This is a genomic window from Caulobacter sp. Root1472 (assembly GCF_001426985.1).
GTDB classification, from domain to species: Bacteria; Pseudomonadota; Alphaproteobacteria; order Caulobacterales; family Caulobacteraceae; genus Caulobacter; species Caulobacter rhizosphaerae.
Genome location: NZ_LMFX01000012.1, coordinates 77,518 through 90,865 on the forward strand (window position 1 = coordinate 77,518; position 13,348 = coordinate 90,865).

Here is a 13,348-nt window from a genome sequence, read left to right on the forward strand (position 1 = left end):
ATCCTAAGCGATGGTTCGAGCATCGAACTCAGCGATGACCTCGGCAAGGCCAGTTTCGAGAGTCACCTTGGGGGTCCAGCCGGGCGGCGGGCGATGGGCCGTCCACGGCGCCATGACCTCCCGGCTCCGGTAGGGGCGTCCGCCGAAAACGACGGATAAAGGACGACCGCCGATGGTTTCCAGCTGCCCTACCAAGTCTCGCAAAGTGACGGTTCGTCCCGTGCGTACGGTGAAGACTTCCAGGCCGGACGGGGCGTCGAGCAGGCGGGCTTCGGCGGTCGCCAGATAGGCGTCCGCCACGTCGGCGATATGCACCAGATCCAGGCTCTGTCCACCGGGCGACATGTCGAGCGAGCCGGCGGATCTTCGCAGGTTCAGCAGCGAGGGAAGCAGCTTGCGGCGTCCGTCCCGCGGACCATAGACGTCGAAGAGCTTCAGCGAACTGATGCAGAAACCCAGGGCGTTCGCGTAATAGAGCGCCAGATCGGAGAACGCCTGCTTGCTGGCGGCGTACAGGTTGGCGGGATCATAGACGTCGGTGGCGGTGAAATGCTGCCAGGAGGTGCCCGTGTCGATAAACCGACGACAAGAGGTTTCCCGCATGGCTTCGAGCAGCAGGGTCGGAAACCTGATGTTGGCGTCCAGAATGCGGTCGACGTCTTCGCACCCATGCTCGATCACGACGGCGGAGGCGATGTGGATGACGACGTCGGGCCGGGCGGCCGCGAGGGCCGTTTTCAGACTTGCCATTTCCCCGTCATGGACATGCGTCGTCACGCCCGGCGGCGTGGCCCCCGACTCCGAGCGCACGATGGCGTCGACGGTCCATCCGGCGGCGACGAAGCGGGCGGCGACGTGACGACCGACATAGCCCGTCACGCCGGTCATCAGAACTCGCCGCTCGGCCGCGCTCGTCACCCGGCGACGCCCGTCTTGGCGCGGATGAAGCCGCCGGTCTGGTCGACCATGTAGTCGAGGTGATCTTGGCCCAGGCCGGGATAGACGCCGACCCAGAAGGTGCGATCGACGATGATGTCCGCGTTCGTAAGGTCGCCGACCACGCGATAGGGCCGGTCCTTCATGTAGGGCTGACGGATCAGGTTGCCGCCGAACAGCAGACGGGTCGCCACTTTGTTGGCGTTCAGGTGCTTGACCAGGTCGTCGCGGGTGAAAGGCGCGCCGTCCCGCAGCGTCAGCAGGAAGCCGAACCACGACGGGTCGCTCTTGGCCGTCGCCTCGGGGAGGATCAGGAATTCCTCGTACGGCTTCAGGGCCGCCTTCAAGTAATTGAAGTTTTGTCGACGGGCCTGGATGAACTGCTCGAGGTGGTCCATCTGGGCAAGCCCGACCGCCGCCTGCATGTCGGTGATCTTGAGGTTATAACCCAGATGCGAGTAGGTGTACTTGTGGTCGTAGCCATAGGGCAGATCGCCCAGTTGCCAGTCGAACCGGCGCTTGCAGGTATTGTCCATGCCGGGTTCGCACCAGCAGTCACGGCCCCAGTCGCGGACCGATTCCATGGCGCGGCGCACGGCCGGATCCGATGTGAACACCGCTCCGCCCTCGCCCATGGTGATGTGGTGAGCCGGATAGAAGCTTACAGTGCCGACGTCGCCATAGGTGCCGACCAGCTTGCCGTTATAGGTGGCGCCCAAGGCGTCGCAGCAGTCTTCGACCACCCACAGATTATGCTTTTCGGCCACGGCCATGATGGCGTCGAGGTCGAAGGGATTGCCCAAGGTGTGGGCCAGCATGATCGCCTTGGTCTTGGGTGAGATCGCTTCCTCGAGCTTGCCGACATCCATGTTGTAGGTCGGGATATCCACGTCCAGGAACACCGGAACCAGGTTGTTCTGCAAAGACGGGTTCACGGTCGTGGGGAAACCGGTGGCGCAGGTGATCACCTCGTCGCCGGGCTTCAGCGCGCGCTCGCCATGCATGTGCGAGGTCAGGCCCGTCAACGCCACCAGGTTGGCCGAGGAGCCCGAATTCACGGTCTGCACGCCGCGGCGGATGCCGAGGAACTTGCCGAGCTTGGCCTCGAAGGCGGTGTTGAATCGGCCCGTGGTCAGCCAGAAGTCCAGCGACGAATCGACGAGCGAGACCATGTCGGTGTGATCGTAGACCTTGCCGGCCACCGGCACGGGCGACTGGCCGGGCACGAAGGGCGCCGGCGCATGGGCCAGCTTCGCGTATTCGGCGGTCAGTTCGAGAATTTGTTTGCGGAGGGCGTCGGCGTCCGGGCGCGTGTCGGCCATAGACCTTGAATCCTTGGAAGAGTTGCGCCTGTCAGGCGAGGAATTGCGAATTGAAATAGGAGTCGATCTGGGCGCGCGTAAAGGCGGCCATGTCCGCCTTCGGATCGGTGGCGGCGCGGTACCAGTCGATGGTCTGCGCGATCGTCCTCTCGAAATCCCACCGGGGCGCCCAGCCCAGCTGGGCGCGCGCCTTGGACGAATCGAGTTTCAAATAGCCTGCTTCGTGCAGATATTCGCCTCCCACGTGCTCCCAGCCGGCTCCCGGGCCCCAGGCGCGAACGGCGGCGTCGGCGATTTCACCCACCGTGCGTTCGCCGGAACTGGCCGGTCCGAAATTCCAGCCGTCGGCGAAGGTCGCGCCGTCGTCGCCGTGCAGCGCCTGGGCCAGCTGCAGGTAGCCCGACAAGGGCTCAAGCACGTGCTGCCAGGGGCGGGTCGCGTTCGGATAGCGGATCGCGGTGGTTTCACCGGCCGTGAAGGCGCGAACCAAGTCAGGTACGAGCCGGTCCAGGGCTAGGTCGCCGCCGCCTATCACGTTGCCGGCGCGGCCAGATCCCACCGCTGGACCGGAGGTCTTGAAGAACGACTGGCGATAGGCCGCGGTCACCAGTTCGGCGCAACCCTTGCTGTTGCTGTAAGGGTCATAGCCGCCCATGGCCTCGTTCTCGCGATAGCCCCAAGGCCATTCGCGATTTTCATAGCACTTGTCGCTCGTCACAACGACCAACGCCCGCGCGGTCTGGAGCGCGCGCGAGGCCTCCAGAAGATTCACCGTGCCCATCACGTTGACGGCGTAGGTCTCCACCGGCGTGGCGTAGGACAGGCGGACCAGGGGCTGGGCCGCCATGTGGATGACGACTTCGGCTTGGCTGCTCAGCAGCGCTTGAGACAGGGTTTCCAGGTCGCGGATGTCGGCGATGGTGGAGCTGGCCATGAGCTCGTCGCCGCCGGCGCGCTGATAGATCCCGCCGTCCACCGGCGCCAGGGCGTAGCCATGCAGCTCGGCGCCCCAACCCTTCAGGGTGGCGGCCAGCCAGCCGCCCTTGAAGCCCGTGTGGCCGGTCAGGAAGACGCGGCGCCCGTTCCAGAATCCGGGATTCACCAACTTTTCCATGGAGCCTTCCCGCTAGCCCAAAGCTCTTCCAGCACGGCGCGGTCGCGCACGGTGTCCATGCACTGCCAAAAACCGTCATGCAGATAGGCCTGGAGCTGGCCGTCTGCCGCCAGGTCTCGCATCGGCCTTTGCTCCCAGACCGAGCCGTCATCCTCGGGAATGTAGTCGATGATCTTGGGCGACATCACGAAGAAGCCGCCATTGATCCAGGAGCCGTCCCCGACGGGCTTTTCCTCGAAGCGCTCGACCTGGTCGCCTTGCAGCGTCAGGGCGCCGAAGCGCCCGGGCGGCCGCACGCCGGTGACCGTGCAAAGCTTGCCGTGGGCGCGGTGGAAATCCAGACTGGCCTTGATGTCGATGTCGGAAACGCCGTCGCCATAGGTAAGGCAGAAGGATTCCTCGTCCTTCACGAAGGGAGCGACACGGCGCACGCGCCCGCCCGTCATCGTCGTCGCGCCGGTGTCGACGAGTGTCACCTTCCACGGCTCGGCGCTGTTGCGATGTACCTCCATCGAATTTTCGGCCAGATCGAACGTGACGTCCGACGTGTGCAGAAAGTAGTTCGAGAAGAACTCCTTAATCACATAGCCTTTGTAGCCCAAGCAAATGACGAAGTCGTTGATCCCGTGCTGGCTGTACATCTTCATGACGTGCCAGAGGATCGGCTGCTCCCCTATCGAAACCATGGGTTTCGGGCGCAGGTGAGTTTCTTCTCCCAGGCGTGATCCTAGGCCGCCCGCAAGAATGACCGCTTTCATAGCTCCGTTCCTTCTTTCCTTGACCCGCTCACCACGGGACAGACCTCATCGGCGCCGGCCGACCGCCGGCGCCTAGGCCGCTCCGACGGTCTTGAGGTAGGGAATGGGCTCGCCGAAATATTTGATCTTGCCGCCGTCCAGCACGCAGATCTTGTTGCAGACACGCTTGATCAGCTCGGTGCTGTGGGTGGCCACCACCACCAGGCGCGAGCGCGAAACGAACTGGTCCATGCGCGCGGCGGCCTTGTTCATGAAGCCGGCGTCGCCGGCGCCCAGCCACTCGTCCAGGATCAGGATTTCCGGCTCAAAGCAGGTGCTGACCGCAAACATCAGACGAACCACCATGCCCGTCGAGTAGGTCTTGACGGGCAGGTGGATAAAGTTTCCGAGCTCCGCGAAGTCGACGATCTCCGGAATTTTCTCATCGATCTGCTTGCGGCTGAATCCGCGGAATTGCGACATGATGCGGATGTTTTCAATACCGGTGGCTTCCGTGTCCATGCCGTGGCCAATGTCGATCATCGACGAGACGCGACCGCGCACCCGCAGGTCTCCGCTGGTCGGCTCGTAGATGCCGGCCAGCACCTTTAGCAGGGTGGTCTTGCCCGAGCCGTTGTGACCGTAGATCGCCATGCGGTCGCCCTCTTCCAGGTCGAAGCTGACGCCGTCCAGGGCCTGGACGTGCACGACGTTTCGAGCGTCCTGAAGCAGCCGGCCGCCGGTGGCGGAGGCGATGACCGCATTACGCAGCGAGCGCGCCCGGAGAGAGAAGACGGGGTAGATCAGGCGCAGTTGGCGAGCGCTGAGGATGGGTTCTGGCATTTGGACTACACCCACAGGGCAATGCGTTTGCGAAAGAGCGCGAACACGATGAACGCCAGGGGCGCCAGGATCGCGACGATCGTGATGGCTACGGGCCAGATGTTCGGCGCGATCTGTTCACCCAGCAACGGCCGACGAACCACTTCCATCAGGTAGTAGATCGGGTTGTATTCGAAGATCATCCGGCGCTTGTCGCCGATCGCGAAGCTGTCGGCACGCCAGAACACCGGGGTGGAGAAGAACAGGATTTGCCAGAGATAGGGCAGCAGGAAGCGCACGTCGCGGAAGCGGAGGCTGATGGTCGCCGTGATGGTCGAGGCGCAGATCACGAAGAAGGTGATGAGCAAGGTGGCCGGAATGATCATCGGCGTCACGTGCACCGTGCGCTCGCACAGGAACACGACCAGGAAATAGACCACAAGGTTGTGCGCCATCACCACCAGCGCGCGGAGCACCATCCGGAAGATGTGGAAAGAATAAGGAAGCGGGTAGGCGCGGATCGTGCTGGCGGCGCCGGTGTAGGTCTCGCAGCCGTCCGTAAAGGGGATGCCCATGAAATTGAACACCACCAGACCGCCCATGATGTAAGGCAGCATTTCCGCCAACGGCAGATGCATGATGGCGCCGTACACGATGGTCATGGACGCGGCCTGGGCGACGGTGCCCGCGGCGATCCAGAACGGACCCAGCAAGGAGCGTCGATAGCGTGCGCCGACGTCTTGATAGGCCAGATAAGACCAGGTCTTGTATAGAGCCAGGCCGCGCAGGATGTCGTTCGCCGCGGTTCTCGTTTGTTTAAACAACATCAAGTCTCGCCTAGATGGGGCATTTCAAAGGTACGCGACAGCGGTTCGCGAGATGGAATTTCAGGAATGGCGGCCGGTCTTCAGTTTCTGATTAGCAGGCTACGCCACGGCGCGTCAGCCACCGCGCGATGGAAACGAGCCTGATGGTCGTTGATTCTCTTGGCGGCTTCGTGACCAAGTCGGGTTCTGCGCGCCGGATCGGCAAGAAGGCTCCGAAGCGCTTGAGCCGCGAACTCCACGTCGGGCTCGGCCCAGCGGCCGCCGGTCGTGGAATAGGGCCCCGCCTGAGAACCGACCGGCGTCAGTTGGTAGGGCACGAGCACTCCGCAGTCGTTGTCCATGAAGTCCATGTTTCCAGACCAGCCCGTCGCGACGACGCAGCGTTCAAGTTGCATGGCCTCCGCCAGCGCAAGTCCATAGCCTTCAGACCGATGCAAAGACAAGAGCACGTCGCTGCTGGCCATCAGGCGCCATACGTCGCTATCGCTGAGATGATCCGTCATCAAGGTGACGTCCGGGCGTTTGCCGAGCGCTGACTCGAGCCTGGCGTATTCTTCGGGCGCCGCTTCGTGGGCCACCAGCTTGCAAACGAGATGGGCGCGGTCGGTCGGTTCGGGGAAGGCGCGCAGGAAGGCGTCGATCGCCGCCTTCGGATTTTTCCGCGCGCTGGTGGACCGCAGATCGGCCATGACCAGCACGACCATGGCGTTCTGCGGCAGTTTCAGCCCAGTCCGATCAGGCTGGACGCCAGTCATGTCGCGCGACGGATGAGGCACTACCTTGACCATGTCGTGCCGGTCGGGCGGGACGATCTTCCGGACAGCGTCGCACACGAACTGGCTAGGCGTCCAGATCTCGTTCAGACCCCGAGCGGACCGCGCCCAGGACGCAGGCGGCCTTTCGAGCTCCCAGGCCCAATAGCCGATGCGGTAGCGTTGCGCCAAATTGGCGGCGCGATGGGCGAAGAACAGCCGATCCATCTCGGGCGGATTGCACTGGCTTATCCACACGCCGCCGGCGGGCCGCCCCGGCAGAGGGCGATGATCGTACAACGGCTCGGTGCGGAGGAAGCCGATGTCCTCGGATATCGGCTCCAGGCCCGCTTGGCGTAGGCCCGCGAGCGTCATGCGCGCGCCTGATCCCAAACCCATCACTTCATGGGCGAAGCTCGAGACGACCAGGTCGCCCGGCGTCAGACTGGCGACAGGTCGCGGCGCAGGCCATCGCGCCAGGTGCGCCATAAGCGACAGCGCCTGATAGATGGGTCGCGCCAGATTCCGACGCAGCGAAGGCGGCACGGGGAGGCGGCGCCAGGCGGCGGCGACGCTCCCGAGCGACCATGTCGACGAAGAGGATCGCTGGCTCATAGCCCTATCGCCGGATCGCCCCGGTATTTTGCGCGAACCAGTCGTAGGTCGCCTTGACGCCGGCCTTCAGGTCGAATTTGGGAGCCCAGCCAAGGTCGGTCAGCCGCGTGACGTCATAAGCCCGGCGCAGCTGACCCTTCGGCTTGTCGGTGTCCCACAGAATTTCGCCCTGGAAACCCGAGGCGGTCCGAACCGCCTCGACCAGGTCGCGGATCGGCAGGGACCGGCCAGTGGCGGTGTTGTAGGCGCCCGAACCGCTGGCGGCGACGGTCAGGAACGCGCTGGCGGCGTCGTCCGCGAACAGGAAGTCCCGCGTCGGCGAACCATCGCCCCAGATCGTGACCGACGGCGCCTGGGTCTGCACGGCGTTGTGAAAACGGGAGATCAGGGACGGCACCACGTGACCGTAGACCTCGTCGAACCGGTCGTTCGGCCCGTAGAGATTGGTGCAGATCATATAGCCGAAATCCAACCCATACTGTTGGGCGTAGGCTTCAAGGTGGGCGAACATCGCGCGCTTGGCGTGACCATAGGGCCCCTCAGAGCCGTGGGGCGGCCCCAGCCACAGGTCGCTTTCCTTCATCGGAAGGGGCGCGGCGTCCGAGTAGATCGCCGTGGTTCCGGCCGCGACGACCTTGCGGCATCCGGCTAGGCGCGCCGCCTCGACGACGTTCAGATTGATCATCGCGTTCTCATAGAACGCGGCGCCAGCGAAGGTGATGTTGCCCTGGACGCCGGAGACCCGGCCGGCCAGATGCAGAACGATCGTTGGGCGGAAGGCCGTAAACAGGGCGGTGACGGATTTGGCGTCCATCAGATCGCAATCCGCCCGCGTCGGCGCCAGCAGCGCTTCGATCTCCATCTCGGCCGTGAGTCGTCGCAAGGCGGAACCCAGGACGCCGCCGGCTCCCGTGATGAGGATGCGGTCGTTTTTGAAGATCGAAGCGCTACTGGTCATTTGGAACAGAACCCGGACTAGTTCAGGATGCCTTGCTGGTTCCAGTGCAGCGCACCGGCGCGATAACGCTCGCGGTCGGTGTCAACCATCTCCTGGCACAGCTGCTCCAGAGAGACCTTGGCCTCCCAACCCAGCTTGGCCTTGGCCTTGGACGGGTCGCCGATCAACAGCTCCACCTCGGCCGGGCGGAACAGGGTGGGCGAAACCTCGACGATCAAAGCGCCGGTCTTCGCGTTATAACCCTTTTCTTCGACGCCTGCGCCTTTCCACTCGACGTCGATATCGACCGACTTGCAGGCCAGATCGACGAAGTGGCGGACGGTTTGGGTTTTGCCTGTGGCCAGCACGAAGTCGTCGGCCTCGGAGTGGTTCGTGATCATCCACATGCCTTCGACGAAGTCGCGGGCGTGGCCCCAGTCGCGCTGAGCGTCCAGGTTGCCGAGCGTCAAGACGGTGTCGATGCCTTCGGCGATCAGAGCGATGGCGCGCGAAATCTTGCGCGTCACGAAGGTTTCCCCGCGGATGGGGCTCTCATGGTTGAACAGGATGCCGTTCGAGCCGAAAATCCCGTAGCCTTCGCGATAGTTCACCGTCAGCCAATAAGCGTAGAGCTTGGCGACGGCGTAGGGGCTGCGCGGATAAAAGGGCGTGGCTTCGGACTGAGGGACCTGTTGGACGAGACCATACAGTTCCGACGTCGAGGCCTGGTAGAAGCGGGTCTTGTCGATCAGGCCATGCATACGAATGGCTTCCAGGAAGCGCAGCGTGCCCATGCCGTCGGCGTTTGCTGTGTACTCCGGGGTGTCGAAGCTGACCGCGACGTGGCTTTGGGCGGCGAGATTGTAGATCTCGTCCGGCTTGATCTCGCCCACGAGGCGAGCAATCGACGAGAAGTCGGTCAGGTCGCCATAGTGTAGGATGAACCGGTCGGTGTACCGCGGGTCATTGCGCAGCTTCTCGATGCGGAACTCGTTGTACCAAGACGTGCGACGGCGCATGCCATGCACCGTATAGCCTTTGTCGAGCAGAAATTCGGCGAGATAGGTGCCGTCTTGACCCGTGATGCCGGATACGAGAGCGGTCTTGGTCATCAGAACCCCATAGTGTCAGTAGGTCGTTAAGCTTGAGTGCAGGCGAAGTGGCGAACGCGTCAGTCTAGGCGCTCGGGCGAGGCGGCGGGGGGCGACGAATGCCCATGACGAGGCGGATCATTCGACCCACTCCGTTCTTAAACCAAGTTGGAACGGGAAGCGTCTTCAGAAGATCAATCGTGATCAGGCGCCGCTCGTCCTCCGACAGGGCCAGGATCGCCTGACGCGACACGGCTTCGGTCTGGCGGTAGACCTCGACGTGGCCCGAACGCCCGCCGGCGTGAATGAGGTAGCGCGTGGTGACGGCCGTGGCCTTGCCAGGCTCGTAGATTTCTTCGTTCAGCGCGCCGCGTCGTTCGAAATCCTTCAGATTTCCCGAGAGCAGGGGCTTGTCGATCACCGCCAGCTTGTTCGCGCCGGCGCGCTCCAGCAGTTTGATCAGGCCTGGCCAGTTCATGAACTGCATCGCTCCGGCCGCGCGCAGCAACACCTGGCGATTGAGGATCATATGTCCCAGGGTCAGGTTCGGCTGCGGCCGCTGCGCTTCCGCCCGGACATAGTTGACGTGCTCGACGCCCTCGAACTCCCGCTGAGCAGAGTCGTAGTGGCGCACGAGCATGCCGCACACGGCGCCTACCCGGCCTTCGCCGGCCACGGTCAGCATATCGCGGGCGTAGCTCCGGAAGACCCGTTCGTGGCCCAGGAGCAAGGTGTAGTAGTCCGACGCTCCCGTGGCGAGCACCGTCGAGACGGCCATGCCCACGTCGCGGCGGCTGGCGCCCTTTTTCCAGTAGGTGACAATGCGCAGGTCGACGCCCGGCAGGCTCTGACGGATCCGCGTCTCGTCCAGCTTGTCGCCAGAGGTGACCAGCGTGATCTTGACGTTCTTGTAGTTTTGCGCCGCCAGATCGCGGATCAGATCCCCGGGGAAGGGGGATTTCTCGTCAGTATTCAGAATGACGAATTCTAGCGACCCGACATCGATTTCCGCCAGTGAGCGCTGCTCGTCCTCCCATTGGCCGAAGCGCCGATACACGTCCAGAAGTTGCCGATGAAGGCTGTATTGGGTCAGGAACTTGCGTTGCAAGGCCTGACACTTCTCAAGCGCCTCCTCGGGGTGTTCGTTATAGTGGCGTAGCTTGAGTTCGATCTGCTGCGCCTGGTCCTCCGCCGAGCCCGACAGGTCCAGCTGAATGACCTCGTCCTTGAAGAAGCGCTCGATGAACGGATTGTTGTCCGAGAACACCAAGGCGCCCGCCGCCGCGGCTTCGAACAGCCGGTTGGACATGACGCCGGAGCGGATGTGGGCGGGAGACGACAGGGCCAGCACGGCGCCGCTCTGCGCCAGTTCGCCCATCATGGACACGCCGTCGAACGGCACGGCGTTCCTGTAGCCGTCGAAGCCCTCCCAGACGGCGACGCCTCGCACATTGGCGGGACCATAGATGTCCAGCACGTGCCGACGGTCCAGCGCCTTCAAGAGGTCGTCGAAACGCCCCTTCTTGCCGGACAGCCGCTCCCAATTGATGCCGCAATACGCCACTCGCCGATCCGTCTTGGGCCGGGGCGGATAGATCGGTCCCGCCAGCGTGTGGTTTACATCCACGAACGGCGACGTCTCGTAGCGGTCGCCCAGTTCAGTGCGCGCCATGGCCTCGACCGCCATCGATCCGCACAGAAAGTAGCCGTCATGCGAGAACTGATGGTCAAGGTAGGGCGAAACGCCCCATTCGACGTAGAAGTCGATCGGATTCCACAGGGCGCCCCAGGAAAAGCAGTCGTATGCCTTGGGGGTTTCGTAATGAAGAGATATTACAAAATCCACATCCTCATGGGTCACCACCCTGCGAGGGCCGTAAAGCATAAACCCAAGAGAATCGACTTCGACGAGCTCTATGCCTAGTACTTCAGCGGCGCGTCGAAATCTTTCTATGCTTTCGTGTTCGGCGGCCGCTTGATTGGGCCAAAGTCGGATAATGCCAATCTTTTTCTTGAATCGCTTCAAGTATTCAAGTTCATGCTCTTCGGCTACGGGCCAAAAAGCACCTTTAAGCTTGCCTTCAGGTGAGCCATTGGGAGCCATACTCACCAAGCTCGGTGATATTTCCGGAGAAGACAAGTAACCCCCAAGTCGGCGCGCAAAGATTTAAGAGTTATTAGACATGACCATAAGCGACGTCAACCTAAGTTGGCGACATGCTGCGGGGTGATGTCAAAGTTGAGATACAGCGTTTCGAATGGCGCGGAGGCTCCAAAACCCGCCATGCCGACGAATTTTCCGTCCTCGCCGATGAAACGTTCCCAGCCCTGACGAACAGCGGCCTCTACGGCGATCCGGGTCGGGGCGGTCCCGATTACAGCTTGTTTATAGTTGGCGTCCTGCTGTTCGAAAAGTTCCCAGCATGGGGTGGACACAACCCGGGTCGGCTTGCCCCGCGCCTGCAGGATGTCGCGCGCCGCCACGGCGACCGAGACTTCCGTGCCCGAGGCGAAGATCGTCACGGCGGCTTCACCGCCCTCGGCGGCCAGCAGCTCGTAGGCGCCCCTGGCCGACAGGTTCTCGGCGGCCGTGTCGCGAACGCCCGGAACCTTCTGGCGCGACAGGCACATCACCGACGGGGTGGCGGCCTGCTCGAGGGCGATCTTCCAGCACTCGGCGGTCTCGACCGCGTCGGCCGGGCGGAAGACCAGCAGGTTGGGAATGGCGCGCAAGCTGGCCACGTGCTCGACCGGCTGGTGGGTGGGGCCGTCCTCGCCCAGGCCGATGGAGTCGTGGGTCATCACGTGAATGACCTTGGCGCCCATCAGGGCCCCCAGCCGGATGGCCGGCCTGCTGTAGTCGGCGAAGGCCAGGAAGGTGCCCGAATAGGGGATGACGCCGCCGTGCAGGGCCATGCCGTTCATCGCCGCAGCCATGCCGAACTCGCGCACGCCATAGTGCACGTACCGGCCGGCGTAGTCGGGGGCGTCGAACGGCTTCATGCCCTTGACGAAGGTGTTGTTCGAGCCGGTCAGGTCGGCCGAGCCGCCGATCATGTCCGTGACCGTCGGGATCAGCTGGTCCAGCGCCGCGCCCGAGTGCACGCGGGTGGCGTTGCCTGGCTTGGTTCTGGCCGCCTCGGCGATGTGGGCGTCCAGCGCCTTGAAGGCGTCGGCCGGCAGCTGGCCCTTCATGGCGCGGGCGAAATCTTCGGCCAAGGGCGAGGCCTGCACAGTCGCTTCCCAGGCCTTGCGGATGCGGGCGCCGCGGCGGCCGACGCTCTTCCAGGCCTTGGCGATCTCCTCGGGCACGGTGAACGGCGCGGCGTCCCAGCCCATGGCCAGGCGCGCGTCGCGGATCTGGTCGTCGAACAGGGTGTAGCCGTGGCTGTGGGGGTCGCCTTCCTTGGGGCCCGCGCCCTTGGAGATCAGGGTCTTGCAGGCGATCAGGGTCGGGCGGTCCTGGCGGGTGGCCCAGCGCAGGGCGGCGGCGACCTTGCCGTGGTCATGGCCGTCGACGGCCTTGACCGCCCAGCCGGCGGCCTTGAAGCGGCCCAGCTGGTCGCCGGTCTCCGCGATCGTGGCCTCGCCGTCGATGGTGGTGTTGTTGTCGTCGAACAGCACGGTCAGCTTGGAAAGTTTCAGGCGGCCGGCGAGGCTGATCGCCTCGTGGCTGACGCCCTCCATCAGGCAGCCGTCGCCGGCGATCACCCAGGTGCGGTGATCGACGACGTCCTTGCCGAAGCGGGCGGCCAGGTGCGCTTCCGCCATCGCCATGCCCACGGCGGTGGCCAGGCCCTGGCCCAGCGGGCCGGTGGTGGTCTCCACGCCCGGGGTGTGATGTACTTCCGGGTGGCCGGGGGTCAGAGAGCCCCACTGACGGAAGTTCTCGATCTCCTGCATGGTCACGGCCTTGAAGCCGGTCAGGTGCAGCAGGGAATAGAGCAGCATCGAGCCGTGGCCGGCCGACAGCACGAAACGGTCGCGGTCGGCCCAGTCGGGCTTGGCGGCGTCGAACTTCAGGAACTTGCCCCACAGCACCGTGGCCACGTCGGCCATGCCCATCGGCATGCCCTGGTGACCGGACTTGGCCTTGTGGACGGCGTCCATGGAAAGGACGCGGATCGCGTCGGCCATCTTGACGGGCGAAACGGGCATGAGAGTTCCGGGTTGTTCTTGTCTGGCGGGGCTGCGC

At 63.8% G+C, this 13,348-nt stretch carries 11 protein-coding genes; all 11 read right to left on the bottom strand.

Annotation, left to right across the window (positions count from 1 at the left end):
* Nucleotides 1-3: 3 nt before the first annotated feature.
* Nucleotides 4-888, bottom strand: a complete 885-nt coding sequence (locus ASD47_RS09330; RefSeq protein WP_056754880.1) for an NAD(P)-dependent oxidoreductase — start codon at nt 886-888, stop codon at nt 4-6.
* Nucleotides 889-914: 26 nt separating this feature from the next.
* Nucleotides 915-2,258, bottom strand: coding sequence for a lipopolysaccharide biosynthesis protein RfbH (gene rfbH / locus ASD47_RS09335; protein WP_056754882.1), 1,344 nt, complete (start codon nt 2,256-2,258; stop codon nt 915-917).
* A 31-nt stretch (nt 2,259-2,289) separates the two neighbouring features.
* Nucleotides 2,290-3,372 (bottom strand): CDP-glucose 4,6-dehydratase, encoded by a 1,083-nt coding sequence (gene rfbG, locus ASD47_RS09340; protein WP_056754885.1) that lies wholly within the window; start codon nt 3,370-3,372, stop codon nt 2,290-2,292.
* Nucleotides 3,357-4,130 (bottom strand): glucose-1-phosphate cytidylyltransferase, encoded by a 774-nt coding sequence (gene rfbF / locus ASD47_RS09345; protein WP_056754888.1) that lies wholly within the window; start codon nt 4,128-4,130, stop codon nt 3,357-3,359. Before rfbF ends, rfbG begins: the two co-directional genes overlap by 16 nt.
* 72 nt (nt 4,131-4,202) lie before the next feature.
* Nucleotides 4,203-4,952, bottom strand: a complete 750-nt coding sequence (locus ASD47_RS09350; RefSeq protein WP_056754891.1) for an ABC transporter ATP-binding protein — start codon at nt 4,950-4,952, stop codon at nt 4,203-4,205.
* Nucleotides 4,953-4,957: 5 nt separating this feature from the next.
* Entirely contained in the window at nt 4,958-5,758 is an 801-nt protein-coding gene (locus ASD47_RS09355) for an ABC transporter permease (RefSeq protein WP_056754894.1), read from the bottom strand.
* 80 nt (nt 5,759-5,838) lie between these two features.
* Nucleotides 5,839-7,125 (bottom strand): glycosyltransferase family 4 protein, encoded by a 1,287-nt coding sequence (locus tag ASD47_RS09360; protein WP_082564541.1) that lies wholly within the window; start codon nt 7,123-7,125, stop codon nt 5,839-5,841.
* 4 nt (nt 7,126-7,129) lie between these two features.
* Entirely contained in the window at nt 7,130-8,083 is a 954-nt protein-coding gene (locus tag ASD47_RS09365) for a GDP-L-fucose synthase (RefSeq protein ID WP_056754900.1), read from the bottom strand.
* Nucleotides 8,084-8,100: 17 nt separating this feature from the next.
* A complete protein-coding gene (gmd, locus tag ASD47_RS09370; protein WP_056754903.1) occupies nt 8,101-9,174 on the bottom strand; it encodes a GDP-mannose 4,6-dehydratase in 1,074 nt (357 codons plus the stop codon).
* A gap of 64 nt (nt 9,175-9,238) precedes the next feature.
* The gene (locus ASD47_RS09375; protein ID WP_082564542.1) at nt 9,239-11,257 is read right to left on the bottom strand and encodes a glycosyltransferase; all 2,019 of its coding nucleotides are present in this window, start codon (nt 11,255-11,257) and stop codon (nt 9,239-9,241) included.
* Between the two features lie 95 nt (nt 11,258-11,352).
* Nucleotides 11,353-13,311, bottom strand: coding sequence for a transketolase (tkt, locus tag ASD47_RS09380; protein ID WP_056754908.1), 1,959 nt, complete (start codon nt 13,309-13,311; stop codon nt 11,353-11,355).
* Nucleotides 13,312-13,348: the final 37 nt, after the last annotated feature.